17 protein-coding genes are annotated in these 16895 nt (G+C 72.9%); 8 read left to right on the top strand and 9 right to left on the bottom strand.

Annotated features, from left to right (window positions below):
• The first annotated feature begins 80 nt into the window (after nt 1-80).
• Together AC1DQC_RS05205 and AC1DQC_RS05200 are read left to right on the top strand one after the other, a co-directional pair.
• Nucleotides 81-713, top strand: coding sequence for a redoxin domain-containing protein (locus tag AC1DQC_RS05205; protein WP_477050156.1), 633 nt, complete (start codon nt 81-83; stop codon nt 711-713).
• A gap of 13 nt (nt 714-726) precedes the next feature.
• A complete protein-coding gene (locus AC1DQC_RS05200; RefSeq protein ID WP_477050155.1) occupies nt 727-2457 on the top strand; it encodes an MOSC domain-containing protein in 1731 nt (576 codons plus the stop codon).
• Between the two features lie 6 nt (nt 2458-2463).
• Here the strand turns inward: AC1DQC_RS05200 and AC1DQC_RS05195 are convergent, their stop codons facing one another.
• From AC1DQC_RS05195 to AC1DQC_RS05180, 4 genes are read right to left on the bottom strand one after another with little or no spacing between them, the layout of a single operon-like run.
• Nucleotides 2464-3207, bottom strand: coding sequence for an SDR family oxidoreductase (locus AC1DQC_RS05195; RefSeq protein WP_477050154.1), 744 nt, complete (start codon nt 3205-3207; stop codon nt 2464-2466).
• A complete protein-coding gene (locus AC1DQC_RS05190; protein ID WP_477050153.1) occupies nt 3204-4535 on the bottom strand; it encodes a dihydrolipoyl dehydrogenase family protein in 1332 nt (443 codons plus the stop codon). The genes AC1DQC_RS05195 and AC1DQC_RS05190 overlap by 4 nt, the downstream gene beginning before the upstream one ends.
• Nucleotides 4532-4699 (bottom strand): hypothetical protein, encoded by a 168-nt coding sequence (locus AC1DQC_RS05185; protein ID WP_477050152.1) that lies wholly within the window; start codon nt 4697-4699, stop codon nt 4532-4534. The genes AC1DQC_RS05190 and AC1DQC_RS05185 overlap by 4 nt, the downstream gene beginning before the upstream one ends.
• A gap of 12 nt (nt 4700-4711) precedes the next feature.
• Nucleotides 4712-5212, bottom strand: coding sequence for a VOC family protein (locus AC1DQC_RS05180; protein WP_477050151.1), 501 nt, complete (start codon nt 5210-5212; stop codon nt 4712-4714).
• Between the two features lie 162 nt (nt 5213-5374).
• On the opposite strand from AC1DQC_RS05180, the gene AC1DQC_RS05175 reads away from it, so the two are divergent.
• Nucleotides 5375-6208, top strand: coding sequence for a nuclear transport factor 2 family protein (locus AC1DQC_RS05175; RefSeq protein WP_477050150.1), 834 nt, complete (start codon nt 5375-5377; stop codon nt 6206-6208).
• A gap of 28 nt (nt 6209-6236) precedes the next feature.
• On the opposite strand, the gene AC1DQC_RS05170 is transcribed toward AC1DQC_RS05175, so the two are convergent.
• Nucleotides 6237-6503 carry a hypothetical protein gene (locus tag AC1DQC_RS05170; RefSeq protein WP_477050149.1) on the bottom strand — a complete coding sequence of 89 codons (267 nt, stop codon included), beginning with the start codon at nt 6501-6503 and terminating at the stop codon, nt 6237-6239.
• A 198-nt stretch (nt 6504-6701) separates the two neighbouring features.
• Here AC1DQC_RS05170 and AC1DQC_RS05165 point away from each other — a divergent pair, with 198 nt between their 5' ends.
• A complete protein-coding gene (locus tag AC1DQC_RS05165; protein WP_477050148.1) occupies nt 6702-6863 on the top strand; it encodes a zinc finger domain-containing protein in 162 nt (53 codons plus the stop codon).
• Between the two features lie 36 nt (nt 6864-6899).
• On the opposite strand, the gene AC1DQC_RS05160 is transcribed toward AC1DQC_RS05165, so the two are convergent.
• Nucleotides 6900-7133: a hypothetical protein gene (locus AC1DQC_RS05160; protein ID WP_477050147.1), complete on the bottom strand. Its 234-nt coding sequence runs from the start codon at nt 7131-7133 to the stop codon at nt 6900-6902.
• Nucleotides 7134-7376: 243 nt separating this feature from the next.
• Here AC1DQC_RS05160 and AC1DQC_RS05155 point away from each other — a divergent pair, with 243 nt between their 5' ends.
• On the top strand, nt 7377-8333 hold the full coding sequence (locus AC1DQC_RS05155; RefSeq protein WP_477050146.1) for a diguanylate cyclase domain-containing protein: 957 nt from the start codon (nt 7377-7379) through the stop codon (nt 8331-8333).
• 39 nt (nt 8334-8372) lie between these two features.
• Here AC1DQC_RS05155 and AC1DQC_RS05150 read toward each other — a convergent pair whose 3' ends face one another.
• Nucleotides 8373-10610, bottom strand: coding sequence for an esterase-like activity of phytase family protein (locus tag AC1DQC_RS05150; RefSeq protein WP_477050145.1), 2238 nt, complete (start codon nt 10608-10610; stop codon nt 8373-8375).
• A gap of 212 nt (nt 10611-10822) precedes the next feature.
• Between AC1DQC_RS05150 and AC1DQC_RS05145 the strand changes: the two genes are divergently transcribed.
• The 3 genes from AC1DQC_RS05145 to AC1DQC_RS05135 are packed head-to-tail and all read left to right on the top strand — an operon-like array spanning nt 10823 to nt 12494.
• Entirely contained in the window at nt 10823-11965 is a 1143-nt protein-coding gene (locus AC1DQC_RS05145; RefSeq protein WP_477050144.1) for an inorganic phosphate transporter, read from the top strand.
• 11 nt (nt 11966-11976) lie between these two features.
• On the top strand, nt 11977-12195 hold the full coding sequence (locus AC1DQC_RS05140) for a hypothetical protein (RefSeq protein ID WP_477050143.1): 219 nt from the start codon (nt 11977-11979) through the stop codon (nt 12193-12195).
• On the top strand, nt 12195-12494 hold the full coding sequence (locus AC1DQC_RS05135) for a DUF3349 domain-containing protein (RefSeq protein ID WP_477050142.1): 300 nt from the start codon (nt 12195-12197) through the stop codon (nt 12492-12494). Before AC1DQC_RS05140 ends, AC1DQC_RS05135 begins: the two co-directional genes overlap by 1 nt.
• Nucleotides 12495-12648: 154 nt before the next feature.
• Here the strand turns inward: AC1DQC_RS05135 and AC1DQC_RS05130 are convergent, their stop codons facing one another.
• Nucleotides 12649-15327: a carbohydrate-binding protein gene (locus AC1DQC_RS05130; protein WP_477050141.1), complete on the bottom strand. Its 2679-nt coding sequence runs from the start codon at nt 15325-15327 to the stop codon at nt 12649-12651.
• Between the two features lie 80 nt (nt 15328-15407).
• A complete protein-coding gene (locus AC1DQC_RS05125; protein WP_477050140.1) occupies nt 15408-16682 on the bottom strand; it encodes a M15 family metallopeptidase in 1275 nt (424 codons plus the stop codon).
• Nucleotides 16683-16895: the final 213 nt, after the last annotated feature.

Here is a 16895-nt window from a genome sequence, read left to right as displayed (position 1 = left end):
CGGGACTCCCGCACCGGCCGCGGCAGGTGAAGGATGGAGCGGTCCTCAGGAGATCCGGTGCGACCAGAGATGAGCACCTCATGCGTTCCGACATCGTGCCGGGCGGCGTCTTCCCGGACTACGAGCTGCCCGACCACACCGGCGAGCTGCGCCGGCTGAGCGAGATCCAGGGCGACGACCCGATGATCCTGACGCTCGCCCGCGGGCACTACTGCCCCAAGGAGCACCAGCAGCACCTCGAGCTCGCCTCGATGCAGCCGAAGCTCGGGGTGGCGTACACGCGCGTCGCCACGATCGCGACGGACGAGCGCCACACCCTCCAGGAGTTCCGCGCCTCGGTCGGCGCCCACTGGCCGTTCCTCTCGGACCCCGGCCGCGTGGTCCAGCAGGACCTCGACATCCAGGAGTACACGGACCCCACGAACGACCCGATGATCCCGCACACCCTCGTGCTGAAGCCGGGCCTCGTGATCCACAGCGTCTACAACGGGTACTGGTTCTGGGGCCGCCCGTCCGTCGACGACCTCTGGCGCGACCTCCGCGCCGCCACGAGCGAGGTCCGTCCCGACTGGGATCTCAGCGCCCCGGGGCTGCGCGAGGCGTGGGACGCGGGCGACGTCTCCGCGTTTCACGGCTGGGAGCGGTGGTCCCCGGAACAGGTCCGGCACGCCCGCGGACAGGACGACGCACCGGACCCGACCCGTGCCGGCTGACCCGGACCGCCCGATGGCGACGCTCGTCTCGGTGAACGTCGGCCTGCCCAAGGACGTGCCGTGGCGGGGCCGGACGGTGCACACCGGCGTCTGGAAGAGCCCGGTGACCGGTCCGCGGATGGTGCGCCGGCTCAACATCGACGGGGACGGCCAGGGCGACCTCGCGGGTCACGGCGGGGAGCAGCGGGCGATCCTCGTCTACCAGGTCCAGTCGTACCGGCACTGGCAGGAGCACCTCGGGCGCGACGACCTCGAGCCGGGGGCGTTCGGCGAGAACTTCACGGTGGACGGGCTCGGCGACGACGAGGTCTGCATCGGGGACCGGTACCGCATCGGCGAGGCCGAGTTCGAGGTCACGCAGCCACGCGTCACCTGCTTCCGGGTGGGCATGCGGATGGGAGAGCCGCAGCTGCCGTCGCTGCTGGTCGCCCACCGCCGACCGGGCTTCTACCTGCGCGTGCTGACCGAGGGCCACGTCTCCGCCGGCGACCCGGTCGTGCGCACGAGGCGCGGCCCGCACGCGCTGAGCGTCGCCGACGTCGACGGGCTTCTCTACCTGCCGGGCCACGACCCTGGCCTGCTCGAGGCGGCCATCGACATCCCGGCCCTGAGCCCCGGGTGGCGCGACTCGTTCCGGAGCATGCTGGCCGCCGGCCCCGGCGAGGTCCACCCGGCCGGCGTCGCCGTCCCCCCCGTGCCCTCGTGGTCGGGCTTCCGCACGGTGACGGTCAGGGGCGTCGTCGCCGAGACCGCAACAGTGACGTCGTTGGTGCTGGCCGGGGACGAGGCGCTGCCGGCGTTCGCGCCGGGGCAGTTCCTCAGCGTGCGCGTGCTGGGCGCCGGGGATCCCGCTCCCGTGCGGACGTACTCGCTGTCGGGCGACCCGGACGGCGGCGAGTACCGGATCAGCGTGAAGCGTGAACCACACGGCGCGGTGAGCGCGCGCCTGGCCACGCTCCTGCGTCCCGGCGACCGGCTCGAGGTCGCGGCCCCGCGGGGCACATTTGTGCTCGACGACGGCGACGGACCGGTGGTGCTGGTCTCCGCCGGCATCGGCCTGACGCCGGTCCTGGCGATGCTCCACCGACTCGCGACGAGCGGCAGCACGCGGCCGGTGTGGTGGATCCACACGACCCACGACCAGCAGAGCCAGGCCTTCTCCGCCGAGGTCGCCGACCTGCTCGCCCATCTCCCGGCGGCGCGCTGCCTGGTCTCCTACACGACCCCGAGCGGTCCCCTGCCCGCCGGTGCCCGGGCGGGACGGCTCACGGCGGAAGCGATCGCCGGCCTCGGCCTGCCGACCGACGCGGAGGCGTTCGTGTGCGGCCCGGAGAAGTTCATGGACGACATCGTCGCCGCCCTCACCGCGGCGGGGCTCGACCCTTCCCGCATCCGCACGGAGCGGTTCGGCTCGCGCTCTGCGATCAATCCCGGCGTCGTCGCGGCGGACGCGCCGCCGCCACACCAGCCGCCCGGGCCGCCCGGCACCGGACCGGCCGTCACGTTCGCGCGGTCCGGGCTCACGGCCGGCTGGTCGGACCGGTACGGCTCCGTGCTCGAGGTGGCCGAGGCGTGCGACGTGCCCACGCAGTGGTCGTGCCGCACGGGTGTCTGCCACACGTGCGTGACCGCGGTGCTGTCGGGCGCGGCGGCGTACGCGGCACCGCCGCTGGAACCGCCCGGCGACGACGAGCTGCTCATCTGCTCCGCCAGGCCGACGACGGACCTGGTGCTCGACCTCTGAGCAGCGCTATCGCCGGAGCAGCTGCTGACCACCGTCGACGTCGAAGGTCGCCCCGGTGAGGGCGGTGTTCGCCATGACGTGGACCGCCAGCGCCGCGACGTCGGCCGGCCCGACGACGCGCCCGATCGGCAGGATGGCGCGCAGCTGGTCGCGGCGCTCGTCCAGGTGGTCGCCCAGCAGGGACGCCGACAGCGGGGTGTCGACGAAACCGGCGGCGATCAGGTTGACGCGCACCGGAGCGATCTCGAGGGCGAGGTTCGCCGCGAGGACAGGCAGGGCCGCGGTCAGCGCCGCGGTGATGCCGAGGCCGACGCCCGGCTGACGGGCGCCCGTGCCACCCATGAACAGCAGCGTGCCGCCCGGGCGCATCGTGGCCGGCGCGTAGCGTGCCACCCCGAGCATCACCATCGGGTGCTCGGCCAGCGCGTGGCGCGCCTCCTCGAAGACCATGTCGGCGAGCGGCGCGTAGTACGGGGCACCCGCGGTCACCATGACGTGGTCGATGGGGCCGTCCAGGCCTGCGAAGAAGGCCTCGAGCGCGGCCAGGTCGTTCGCGTCGAACGCGGAGACGCTCCGCGCGCCGATCTCGTCTGCGGCACGCTGCAACCGGCCGGGATCGCGAGCCGTCAGGACGACGTCGGCGCCCTCGTCCCGGGCCAGCCGCGCCGTCTCCAGGCCGATGCCTGCACTGCCGCCGATCACGACGACCGTCTGCCCGGCCAGCGCGGGCTCGCGCATCGCCGGGCTCATCGGCCGATCTCGCCGAGCAGCGCCTTGAGCGCGCCGACGTAGATCTCCGAGAACGTCGGGAACGGCTGGATCGTGTCGGCCAGGACCTTCACCGGGACGTGCGCCCGGATCGCGAGCGTGGCCTGCTGGAGCCACTCACCCGCCTCGGGCCCCAGCGCGTACGCCCCGGTCAGCCGCTCCCCGTCGCTGACGAGCGTGAGGAACCCGTTGCTCTCGGCGTAGGCGCGCGTGTAGGTCGACGTCTTCGCCACCCCGGACACCGGGACGGTCGCCTGGAAGCGGCCCTCCGCGGCGCCCACGGCCGCTGCCTGCGGATCGGTGTAGGTGACCCGCGGCACGGCCTCGTAGTTGGCGGCCCGCACCTCGCCCAGGATGTTCGCGGCGACCACGTCGCCCTGGTACTTGCCGACGTGCGTCAGCGGCCACAGCCCGGTCACGTCGCCGATCGCCCACAGCCCGTCGGCGACGCGCAGGTGCTCGTCGACGGGCACGCCCTTGTCGTCCGGCTCGATGCCCACGGTCTCGAGGCCGAGGTCGTGCACGCGCGGGCGCCGTCCCGTGGCGACGAGCAGCTTGTCGCCGCGCAGCTCCCGCCCGTCGTCGAGCTCGAGCACGTAGTCGTCCCGGTCGCTCCGTGCCCGGGCCACACCGGCCGACAGCACGAGCTCGATGCCCTCGCCCCGAAGGACCTCGCCGAGCGCCTCACCGAGCGGCGCGGGCTCCCGCCCGAGCACGTGCGCGGACCGGTCGACCAGGACCACCTCCCCGCCGAGCCGACTTACCACCTGCGCGATCTCCACCCCGACCGGTCCGCCGCCCATGATGAGCAGGCGGCGCGGGACAGCCGTCATGGAGGTGGCCTCGCGGCTGGTCCAGAGGCCGTCCAGCTCACGCAGCCCGGGGACCGGTGGCACGATCGGCGACGCACCGTTGGCGAGCACGACGTGGTCGGCCGTGTGCCGCACGCCGTCGACCTCCACGGCACCGGGTCCGGCGAGCCGTCCGTCGCCCCGCAGCAGGTCGATGCCGTTGTCCGCGAGCCACGTCTCCTGGCCGGCGTCGGAGTAGTCCGACACCTGGAAGTTGCGCCAGGCGAAGACGGCCTCGAGGTCGATCTCGGCCGTCGCCGCGGCCTCGCGTGCCGCGTGCACCGCCTCGCCCGGCCGCAGCAGCGTCTTCGACGGGATGCACGCCCAGTACGAGCACTCCCCGCCGACCAGCTCCCGCTCGACGACGGCGACGCGCAGCCCGCCCTCGGCCAGCGCGCCCGCGCAGTGCTCGCCGGGCGAACCGCCGCCGAGCACGATCACGTCGTAGTCGGCGGTCACGTCGGAAGCTCCTCGCCGGCGCGCTCACGCACCATGTAGAGCGCGTACCAGTCGGGCCAGTCCGGGTCCGCCTCGCCCGTCCGGGCCTCGTGCTCGCCGTGCGCCGCGGCAGCCCGCCGCAACGCGTCGGCGAGGTCGCTCACGGACTCGTAGCGCGTGTCCATCGGGTCTTCCCCTCAGCGGCCGGGCAGGCGCGTCTTGATCTCCTGCAGCAACCAGCCGTTGCCGTCGGGATCGCTGAAGGCAACGAACGAGCCGTAGTCCGCATGGTCGGGTGCGGCCCCGTCGACCCGACCCGCGGTGCCCGCATGGTGGAAGATGCCGGTCTCGTCGTGGAAGGGCTCGCTGACCTCGATGCCCCTCTGCACCAGGTCGGCACGCGCGGCGTCGATGTCGTAGACGGACAGCTGCAGCCCCTCGAACGAGCCTGGCGCCGCCGCCGTCAGGCCCGTGCCGAAGATGATCGAGCACGCCGACCCCGGTGGCGTCAGCTGCACCACCCGGTAGCCCTCGTCGACCGCGAGGTCGGCGTCGAGCCGCCACCCCAGCGACTCGTAGAAGCTCTTGGCCCGGTCGACGTCGGAGACCGGGATGACCACCACCTCGAGCCTCACCTGCCCCGGTTCCACCGGCGGGCTGGGGGCCGCGCTCGTGCTGCTCGTCCCGGTGCTGCTCATCCCCTGGCTCCTTGTCGTGGCTGTGCCCGAGAGGACCACCCCCCGGTGGCGATGGTGACGCGCTCGTGTCACAACATGCTCTCGGCAACCTGTGCCGTCAAGACCCGCGTCAGGCCTCGACCGGGGCTGTCGTCGGAGTCGGCGAGGGTGCATTGTTGCGGGATGCCGTGGTTCCCGGAGTTCGTCTCCGCCGCCGAGCTGGCCCGCCGGCAGGTGCGCGAGGAGGGCCACGCCGACCCGGTCGCGCAGTACCTGCGGGCCCTCGACACCGGCGACTCCCGCGACCTCGAGCTCGTGTGGCCCGGCGACGTGGTGGTCAACGACCCACGGGTGGGCGAGGTGCACGGGCACTCACAGCTCCGGCAGTTCGCCCGGCGCAACGCGTCGTGGTTGGCCGACCACCACGCCCGCGTCGAGACCGTCGCGTCGACGACCGCCGGGCGGCGCGCTGTGGTGGAGCTGCTGGCGCGCGTCGAGGACGACGACGGCAACGCCATGGACTGGCCGGTGGCCGTCGTGGCCGAGTCTCCGGACGATCGCTCCGTGGTTTTCCGCACCTACTGCAGCCAGTGGCCGGTGGACGGCCGCCGCCACGTGCGGCCGCCCATGCTGCCCGCGAGCGGCGACAGCCTCGCCGGCGTCGTCGATCGCTTCCGGAAGTCGCTGGCCGCCGGCGACGTCGAGGCCGTCATGGGGACGTTCGCCGACGGCGCGTATCTGCGCGAGTCGTTCGGCCCGCACGCCGCGCACCGCGGCAGCGAGGCGCTGCGCGCCTACTTCACGACGAGCCTCGGCGCGGGCGGCGGCATCGAGCTCGAGCCCTGCGCGGTGACCGAGGACGGCGCGCGGTCCGCGGTGGAGTACACCTGCGTCCGCTGGGGCGACCGCGACCTGCCGCCCCAGGCCGGCCTCGCCGTCTACGAGCACAGCGGCGACGACCGGCTGACCGCTGTCCGCCTCTACGACGACATCGAGCCGCCCGGCGAACCCCGCTGAACAGACCTGAGATCGGCGGCGGGTGGCCTCAGGCGGTGCGGCTCACCACGCCCGTGGCCTGCGAGGGGCCGAGCAGGCGAAGCATGGACGTCCCGTACTCGTCCTGGTGCTCGAGGCTGATCGAGAGGACGCGGCCGCGCTGCCGGCTCCTCGCCCAGTCGAGCACGTCCTCGATGTCCTCGGCGTCGAGCAGCCGCCACCGCTCTCCGGCGCCGCTCCCACCGAGCTCGACCACGTAGACGGGCTCGGCGACCGACGCCCAGGAGTAGTGGGAGAGAGCGGGTTCGACACGCACGGCGTGCTCCTTCCTGAGGTTGATCGCCCATCGTCGTCGGGACGGGTGAACGCCAGGACGACGTCCCGTGACCGCGCGATGGCCAGGACGGATCGGCCCAGGGCGCGCGACTGGTGTCCGAATCCGTGGTGGGCAGCGGGCGGACCCGCTCAAGTCCTGCCTTTGTGGCGGATCCGCCGAGCGGGCACCATGGAGCGTATGAGCACCGAACCCGACGCGGACGACGTCGCGCTCACGGTCCTGTGCCCCCGATGCGCTGCCGCACCGGGCGAGCCGTGCCGGACCGCCGACCGCCTCCCCCGCGCTCCGCACCGCCGACGGACCTCCGCCTACCTGGAGAAGCTCGCCGCCCAGCGGTGACAGGGCCGCCCATGGCGCCGGACGCGGGTCCGGCGTCTAGCGCACCTGCACGACCTTGTCCTTGCGGACGTCGATCGGTATCCGCTGCCCACCGATCGCCAGGGTGACCTCGACGTCGTCGGAGCCGGTGGCGTGCTTCACGGACTCGAGAGTTCCCCGGAGCAGCCCGCGGGGGTGATGCTCCGTACCGAACGCGAGAGTCGCGGTCCTGCCGAGATGCGACCCGTTCAACGCCGCCGCGGACACCTCGGTCGTCGGGTCCTCAGTCATCGTCGCACCCCGCTCGGTCAGTGATCTCGTAGGGCGTCGACCGTAGGAGGTCCCGGCGACCATGCGATGAACAGTGCGCGAACATTGCTCGCGATGTGCTGCGCGGGCACGAGAAGCACAGAAGTCGTCGCTCGGCGTCCTGCTCCGGTCGAGCCGGGGTGCACGGTGACGGGGGCATGAACGTTGACCGGCGAGCAGCGAAACACGCTCATGACCTGCGGCGACGGCGACGACGATCGGGGCGTGGCCGATGTCCAGACCCTTCTGCGTGACCTGCGCTCCGGCGCCGTCCCGCCCACCGCGCCCGTCGCGACCCTCGCCGTCCCGCTGCAGGTGGTCGACGCCGAGATGCCCGTGCACGAGGTCGAACCGCTGTTCCTCGACCCGGCTCTCCTCCGGATCGGCGTCCTCGACCGCGCCGACCTCAGCCACATCGGACTCATCACGCGGTCGCGGTTCAACGCCGGCATGGCGGGCCGGCTGGGCTACGGCCGGGCCGTGCTGACCCGGCGGCCCGCGCGTGCCGTGGCCGACTGGGACCCGCTGGTCGTCGACCCGGCGTCGTCGGTCGTCGAGGCCGCCCTGCTCGCGATGAGCCGGCCGCCGGAGGCCCGGTTCGACGACGTCGTCGTCCGCGCGGAGATCTGGTCGGCGACGGGCACGTCGGAGCTCGTGCACGCGCTGGCCGCCGCGCTCGCCGACCAGGGCATGCGCGACCGCACCACGGGACTGGTCAACCGGCACAACCTGGAGCACACCCTCGAGTCGTGGGCACGAGAGATCCGAGGCACCCGCCGACGCCTGGCTGTGACGCTGGTCGACGTCGCAGCGTTCGGGCTGCTCAACGCGATCCACGGCCTCCCCCATGGTGACCGCGTCCTCACCACGATGGCCCAGGCACTCACGAGGGCCTATCCGACGGGCTGCGTGCTCGGACGGCTCGGGGACGACGAGATCCTCATCGCCGCGGTGCTCCCGGCCGTCCCGGACGAGCGGGCTCGCGAGGTCGCGGAAGACCTGCGGCGGGTCTCGCTGCGCGCGCTCGACGCAGCTCCCCCGGGTTTCGTCGACGGCGAGTGGCCGGCCGTCCGGGCCGTCGCCGCGGTGAGCCTGCAGGGGTGGGCGGACGTCCCCCTCCTCCTGCAGGAGGTGCATCGCGGGATGCGTCAGGAGAAGGCCGAGCCCAGCACCCGTAGCTGAGCCGGTCCCGACCATCGCCGGGACCGGCCCTCGTCTGCGTCAGCCGACGGTCGCGGAGGCGACGTCCGGGTTGTCGCTGAACAGCCCGTCCATGCCCGCCCCGACGAACACCCGGATCTCGCCGGCCAGGTCGCCGACGGCGTTCGGGTCCGCGCTGCTGCGGAACTCCACCGGCAGGAACTGGTTCTCCCGACGGAACGTCCAGCCGTGCACGTCCAGGCCGACGCGGTGCGCGTCCCGGATGACCGCGGTGGGCGCGCCGAGGGTGCCGTCGGCGTTCCTCGGGATCATCAGGTCCTTGCAGAGGCCCACGCCGTCCGCGTACCGGGCGACCTGAGCCAGGCCGGAGCGGGTGACCAGGTCGCGGTAGGTGCGCGGGTCACCGGCCGCGACGAGGTCGTACGGCGCCCCCGTGCAGTCCACGAGCTGCACCAGAGGGAGGTCGGTCATCGTGTCGAGCTGGCGCAGGTTGCCCGTCTCGAAGCTCTGGATGAAGACGGGTGCTCGGCGGCCGTCCAGGCCGTTCGCGCGCAGCTGCCCGAGAAGCGGCTCCTCGAGGGACAGGCCGATGGAGTCGAAGTAGGTCGGGTGCTTGGTCTCGGGGTAGACCCCGACCGGCTCCCCGTCGCACGTCTGCGAGTGACGGGCGAGGTCGAGCACCTCGTCGAACGTCGGGATCTCGTAGAGCTTGTCGTAGGCCGCGTTGGCCGGGCGGACGGCGGGGAGGCGCTCCTTGGCGCGCAGGGTCTTGAGCTCGGCGAGCGTGAAGTCCTCCGTGAACCAGCCGGTGACGCTGCGACCGTCGATGACCTTGGTGGCCTTCCGGCCGGCGAACTCCGCGTGGTCGGCCACGTCGGTGGTGCCGCCGATCTCGTTCTCGTGCCGGGCGACGAGCACGCCGTCCTTCGTCGAGACCAGGTCGGGCTCGATGTAGTCGGCGCACATCAGGATCGCCGTCTCGTACGACGCGAGCGTGTGCTCGGGCCGGTAGCCGCTCGCGCCGCGGTGCCCGACGACGGTGACGTCGCCCGCCCTCGGCGCCCGGACCTGACGTAGATCGACCACGTCCATCTCCGTGTCGTCCGGGGTACCCGCGATGCGCGCGTCGTTGCCGGGGTAGTTGTTGTCGTTGGCGATGAGCAGCCGGCCGTCGCGCAGCTGCACGACCGTCTCGAACGACTGCACCGGCAGGGAGAACGGGTCGTCCGTCCCGTAGCCGTCTCCGGCACCGAGGTGGTCGGGGTTGGCGATCTTGAGCGCGTCGAGCACGAGGGTCTTGCGCACGAAGCCGTCCGCGTCGGTCGCGTCGAGGTTCACCCGGTAGACGCGCTTCATCACCGAGGCCGAGCCCTGGAAGTCGTCGCGCTCGATGAGGAGGAGCTCGTGCTTGCCGGTCATGAACGCGTCTCCGACGACGTTCGCGTCCTGGTGCGTCTGGTACGCCCAGGTGCGGCCCGTGTACGCGCCGACGGCCGTGTCGAACTCCGAGATCGTGCGTCGGCGCTGCACGGGGTCGTCGACGAACGCGCCCTCGGTGATCGGGTACAGGAACCGGCCGTCGCGGGAGCCCGCCATCGCCTCGAAACCGCGGCTCGCGCGGATCCGCGGCGTCTCCCCGACCTGCAGGTAGGGGTTCTGCGGCGACTTGCCGGCCGGGAACGGCACCGGAGCGGCGAGGAGCTTGCCGGTCGCGTCGACGTGCAGGAGGAACGGGCCGAACTCCTCGCCGATCCAGAAGCTGCCGTCCTTCGCGCGGACGACCGACTCGACGTCGAAGTCGGCGCCCGTCAGCAGGCGGTCGGCGGTCGCGTCGTTGACGATCGGGAAGCCGATGCGGTGGTCGGGGTCGCGCAGCGAGACGAACTCGCCCACGCCGATCGCGCCGTCTCCCCCGGCGGCCGTCTGCCAGCGCGGGGTCACGTGGTACAGGCGCAGCAGGAAGTCGGCGGAGTTCGCCTTCGTGCCGAACCCGTTGTCCGGCAGCGCCCAGAACGTGCCGTCGCCGGCGTCGACCATGCCCGAGAAGCCGGGGATCACCTGCCMGGCGAACGGGCCCTGCCTGCCGTTGGCGGGCGTGGCCAGCGCGCCCGACGGCGGTCCGGGTGCGAGGTAGTCGGCGGAGAGGGTGGCGCGGGCGACGAGGGTCGGCTGCGTGATCGTGTGACGACCCCGGGTGTCCGGGGCGTCGCCACGGTCCCCCGCGAGCGCGGGTGTGGGGGCGAGGAGGGCGGCGGTCACGGCCGCCGCGAGGACGGAGAGTGCTGCGGTGCGTCTCATGCCCGCCAGGCAACCGGCACCGGGCGACGGGAGCCCGACATCACGGGAATGTCCGGATGGCGACCCTGTGAACGCCCTGTGACCTGCCTGCGTGACTGCAGTCGCGCTCGCACTGTCTCTGCGCAGAACCGCGCGTCGACGCTTGGGTGAACACTCGGCAAACTGGCCGTCCCCGAGTTGCCGCCGCCGGACGACGGGCCGACCTTCGTCGTGTGACCGATGTCCCGCTCCTCGTCCTGGTGGTCGTGACGGCGCTCGCCTTCGACTTCACCAACGGCTTCCACGACACGGCGAACGCCATGGCGACGTCGATCGCGACCGGCGCACTCAAGCCCAAGGTCGCCGTGCTCCTGTCCGCGGTCCTCAACGTGGTCGGCGCGTTCCTGTCCCTCGCGGTCGCCGCGACCATCGCGTCGGGGATCGTCGAGCAGGACGCCGTCACGCTGTCCGTCGTGTTCGCCGGCCTGGCCGGCGGCATCCTCTGGAACCTCGTCACCTGGTACCTCGGCCTGCCGTCGAGCTCCTCGCACGCGATCATCGGGGGACTCGTCGGCGCGGTCCTCGCCGCGGCGGGACCCTCGGGAGTCATCTGGGCCGGGCTAATCGGCAAGGTCGTGATCCCCGCGGTCGTCGCCCCGGTCGCCGCCGGCGTCGTCGCCCTGATCGGCACCTGGCTCGTCTACCGCATCACGCGGGGCGTGCCGGGCCGGGAGCGCACCCGGGAGTTCCGGTGGGGGCAGATCGGCTCGGCGTCGATGGTCTCCCTCGCGCACGGCACCAACGACGCCCAGAAGACCATGGGCATCATCCTGCTCGCCCTCATCGCGGGCGGAGCGCTTCCCGACGACGCCGCGGTGCCGGTCTGGGTGATCATCTCGTGCGCGCTGGCCATCGGCCTCGGCACGTACATCGGCGGCTGGCGGGTGATCCGAACCCTGGGCAAGGGGCTCGTCGACATCGAGTCGCCGCAAGGACTTGCTGCCGAGACGTCGTCGGCCGTGGTCATCCTGGTCTCGAGCAACCTCGGGTTCCCGCTGTCGACCACCCACGTCGCCAGCGGCTCCATCATGGGCTCGGGGGTGGGTCGCGGCAGCGAGGTGCGCTGGTCCACGGCCCGCCGGATGGCCGTCGCCTGGCTGGTCACGTTGCCCGCAGCCGCGATCGTCGGCGCGGCCGCCGAGGCCCTGCAGAGTTGGCTCGGGGGCACGCTGGGCAACGTCGCGGTGCTGGTCCTGCTCGTGGCGGCGTCCGCCACGATCTTCGTCGCCGCGCGACGCAGCGCCGTGAACCACGAGAACGTCAACGACGACTGGTCCGAGCCCGCCCGGCCGGCCCGTCGCCCCGCCACCGTCTGACCGGAGGACCCATGGACAACCTGATCGACGGCGGTGCCCTGCTCCGGGTCGTGGTGGTGAGCCTGCTGCTCGGCGCCAGCATCCCGGCGGTCTTCGCCCTCGGGGTCCGCGCCCTGGCCACCGACGGGGCTCCCCGCCCGGCCGTGCGGACGCTAGCCGGCTACGCCTGCTTCGTGCTGGTCGTGGGCGCGGTCGTGCTCGGCATCTACAGCATCGTCAAGGCGAAGTGATGAGCAGGCCGAGCGCGGTCCGCCGCGTCGCCGACTGGCTCCGGGCCGGGTACCCCGTGGGGGTGCCCGAGAACGACTACGTCGCCCTCCTCGCGCTGCTCCGACGCAAGCTCACCGAGGACGAGGTGCTCGAGGTCGCCGACCGCGTGATGCTCCTGCACCCCGACGGTGCGACGCAGGCCGCCGTCGGCGAGCAGATCGGCGCGCTGCTCAGCGAGGAGCCGCACGAGAGTGACATCGCCCGGGTCAGCGCCCGGCTCGCGGCCGTCGGCTGGCCGCTCGCCGACGTCGACGAGTAGCTTCCGCGCGCGTCGCGCGCCGGCTGGCGCGACGAGGCGTCAGGACCCGACGAGCGTCACGGTGAGGGTCGAGGTGTACGGCGCCGCGCCGGGCGACTCCGGTGCCCCCAGGGGACGAACGCGTGATGTCGGAACGCTCGCCCGGGACGGCCCGTCAGGCGAGGAGCTTCCAGGCGCTCCACGGCGTGCCCGGAGCGACGCCGGACGTCCACCACTGCGCCTGGTACGTGTGGCCCAGGTACGTCACCTTCTCTCCGCCGAGGTAGACCGTCGCCGCACTCCACGCCGGCGACGAGCCCGCCGGGACGGGCGCAGGGAGCGCGCTCCACGGGCCGCCCACGCCGCCGGGGACCTGGTTGCGGGTCCACCACATCGCCGTGTACTTCGTGCCGTTGTAGACCACCACGTCGCCCGTGGTGAAGACCCGCGAGGGCGTCCAGATCGCGGTGCCGTCGGCGGCCGTCGCGAGCTCCTCCCAGGAGCCGTACACGTTGCTGCCCGGGACCTCGCCGGAGGTCCACCACTGGGCACGGAACACCTTGCCGCCGTAGGTGACCTTGTCCCCCGCGGTGTAGACCTTGGCGCGATCCCACGCGGCCGGTCCCGGCACGCCCTGGGCGCCCAGGCCCAGGTCACAGCTGATCCGGCCGCTGTAGAGCGCGTGGCCCGCACCGGGCGACCCGGCCCCGGTGCCCCAGATCCCGTCGTCGGACCAGACGACCGCTTTGCTGCCGTCGACACAGGTCGAGCTCGGTGCCACCGCGAAGCCCTCGATGTTGTCCACCGGCAGGCTCGCCGGCTTGCTGTAGGCGACGTCCGGGACGATCGTCCCGGTCGCGCTCACCTTGAGCAGGGTCGACGTGACCCCGCAGGTGTTGTCGCACAGCGCCCAGATCCGCTTCGCGTCGGCGTCGTACTGCACGTCCATGACGTGCCCCATCCCCGTGTCGACGACCGCGACGCGGTGGAAGGTGCGGTCGCTGTTGAGCGCGTACGCATAGAGCTTGCCGTCGTTCTCCAGCGCGGCGAAGTACAGCCCCGTACCGTGCAGCGGGTAGCTGGTGGGCGTGTAGGTCGCGCCGGTGGAGGCGTCGACGAAACCGTTGGCCACGAGGTAGCTGTCCGGCACGAACGTCACGCCCTCGAAACCGAGGTTCGCCTCCGTCTTGTTGCCGGCGTGCAGCTCGGGGAACTCGGGCGTCAGGTTCCACTGGTCGGTCGCGACCAGCTGGGTGCCCGACTGGGTCGGGTCGAACCGCAGGATCGAGTTCAGCGGGATGTCGTTCGCCGCGTTGTTGCGCTCGGTCGTGACGTAGAGGGCGCCGTCCGGGCCGACCGTCAGGCCCTCGGAGTCGGGCTGGTTGGTGACGGGATCGGTGCTGCCCGGGAAGAAGATCTCCTTGCCGGCGCCCCAGCCGTTGCGGGTGTCGGGGACCCAGAGGCCGTTCTGGTTGACCAGGCGGAAGACCCAGCTCTTGTTCTTGACCGAGTAGAGGACGTTCGCGTCCGCCGGGTCGAAGACGAGGCCGCTGATGTCACGTCCCTCCGGCCCGGTCGTCGTCATCCAGGCGCACTGGGCGTCCGCCACGGTGACGGCTGCCGATCCGGGCCACGCGGTCGGCGTGAGCGCGGTCGCCGGGAGCGTGCCGGTCCCCGACGGGCCCTCGGGCTGGCACGTGAGTGTCGGGCCACCGGTGCCGCCGCCCGGGACGACCGGCGTCTGGCACGCGCTGGCGTTCGAGGCGCCGAAGCTCTTGGTCGTCACGGAGACGAAGCCGCCTGTCCCGTCCGGGCAGCGCGCGTACGACGCGGCGCCGATGGGGTTCGTCTCGTCGGTACCCGCCTGCCCGGAGGTGTACGTGACCGAGTCGACGAGCGTGCCGGCGGTCCCGTTCGGGCCGTCGGGCAGGTAGATCTTCACGCCGTCGCCCCCGCTGCCCAGGCCCTTGGTGGAGCCGAGGTACGCGAAGCCGTGCGCCGGGACGACCGTGGTGGCGCTGCCGTCGGGCAGCTTCGCCGAGAGGGCCGTGGCGGCGCTGGCGAGACCGCTGTCGATCTGCAGCCAGCCGGCGATGCTGACGTCGGTGGCGCCGCCGTTGTACAGCTCGACGGCGTCGCCGACCGGAGTCGCCGTGTTGTCCGACGAGACCTCGTTGATGCGGACCCGGGTCCAGCTCTCGGCGGGCGGCGTCGCAGGAGCGAAGCGGCTGCTGCCGGGCGAGCCGATGTCGCCGGTGGCCGACGCGCGCGACGCCTCGGCGTCGCCGACGGCCGACAGCTGCCACTGCGACGCGTCGTTCGCGCCGAGCGCGGCCGCACCGCTCGGGATGCCGGCGACCCCCTGCGTGCGCGGGCCCTTGACGGTGCCCGTGCCCTGGTCGTTGTAGGTGAGGCGATCGACCAGGTCGGCGACCGGGTCCGGGCCGTCGAAGATGTTGATCTCGTCGGCGCGGCCGAGGTTGGTGGTGTTCCCCGCGAGGATCTTGACCCCTGCGGCGAGGCCCCAGTCGCTGCGGAACGTCGTGTCCGTGGACTCCGTGATGATCGCGGACTCCCCCACCGCCAGGGTGCCCAGGCTGTCGAGGGGGACGGTCCCCGGCGCCCTGCTGTCGTCGTCGAACGACCAGCCGGCGAGGCTGGCGGGGGCGGCGCCGAGGTTGGTGATCTCGAGGTACTCGCCCGAGGAGAGCACCGGGTTGTACATCCACTCGGTGATCCGGACGGCGGGCGGCGCTTCGTCGGCCTGAGCTGCGGCGGGGAGGGCGACGGCCAGCACGCTCACGGTGGCCAGGAGGGCGAAGGGCGCGACGCCGCGCGAGATGCCAGGTTTCACGGTGCAGAGTCTGGCGACGCCACATAGACGGACAAAGACGGCACGGCCAACATCGAGGAAACACGCCGCCTACGGCCACGTCACGGAGCGGACGGCTCCGTGGAAGCGACCGGGGTGCTGCTCGGCACCGGCGTCGCGATCGGCGGGGCGCTCGGGCTCGGCGCAGCGTCGACCGGAGCGACACTGGGCTGCTCGACGACGGGCGGCGCGGGCACGCTCGGGGGCGGCGCGGTGGGCGCCTTGACGCCCACGGTGATCGGCACCGACGTGCCGGTGCCGGCGTCGTCCGACGTGCCGAACTCCCAGTGCCAGGGCTCGTGGGGTCCGCGGCCGCCCTCGTCCATGTAGGTCGGGTGGTGCCAGCCGTAGGTCATCGCGTTGGCCTTGAGCCAGGCGTACTGCGCGGACCGGTAGCCGTTGAGCTGGTCGAGGTCCACCGCCAGGCCCCAGCCGTGGTTGGACGTGCCGGGCACGGCGGCCATGGTCCCCTTGGCGGCCCGGGTGCTGACCTGCTCGTCGAGCGTGCGGTACGAGCCCGAGATCGTCAGGTCGCGGCCGAAGTCCACCCGGTAGGCCGCGTTCATCCGCGCCAGCGCCTCCGCCGCGTCGCACCGCAGGTGCTGGCTCGGGGCGAACGCGACCTTGCAGAGCACCTTCAGCGGGATGTCGCCGTTGGTGTACCCGTCGGTCGACCTGGCCTGCTTCTGCACCTTGGCGACAGCCGCCTTCGCCTCCTCGTCCCCCGCCACCGCGATCTGCTGCGCCGCGACCGTGATGCCGGCGGCGGCGTCCCGCGCCTGGATGGCGGAGGTGGCGGCCGCGACGACGTCCCGCGCCTCGGCGGCGGCGTGGGTGGCCGCGACAGCCCCGTCGAGCAGCGCGACCTGCGGGTCGGCGGCGACCAGCAGGCGCGTCATGGCGGCGTTCTGCGCCGACTGGTCGCCGAGGTCGAGCGCGACCAGCAGGACGTCGGTCTCGACGTCGTCGACCACGCGCGCCGCTGTGCCGACGTCACCCGCCGCCACCTGCTGGCGTGCGTCCAGCACGCGGTCCGGGAGCTGCTCGACGGTCAGCCCCGACACGACGGGGACGGCCGTGGCGTCGACCAGGTCGGGACGGACCAGCGTCCGCGAGGCGGCGTCCGTCGTGTCGACCAGCGGATGCCCGACGAGAGCGACGGTCGCCGTCTCGACGGCCGCCACGCGGTCGCCGAGCCGCGCGAGCGCCTCCGTGTGCGCCGGCCCGGTCGGCTGCCGCGCGGTCGGCGATCCCACGCGCGACGCCGCCTGCGCGACCTCCGCGGAGTGGGAGGCGTCGATGGGCGGCGCCGTCAGGACGGCCGTCAGGAACGCCATCGACGCGAGGATCGCGACCGACTCCCACGGCCGCCGCCCCTGCCGCGGGCGCGCCGAAAGACGACCCTGGGTCGTCATAAGTGGTCCGGGCACTGGTGTCCTCCGCGGTGCGTCGTCCGACGATCCCATCGCCGTACCCGCACGTCGACCCGCCAGATGGGGGGTCTCAGGTCACCAGAAAGGCCCTCGTGACCGGTATGTCACGAAGAGTCG

It is taken from the genome of Cellulomonas sp. P4_H12 (assembly GCF_056400905.1).
Note: the sequence above shows the minus strand (reverse complement) of the source record. Positions and strands in the feature narration are given on the sequence as shown.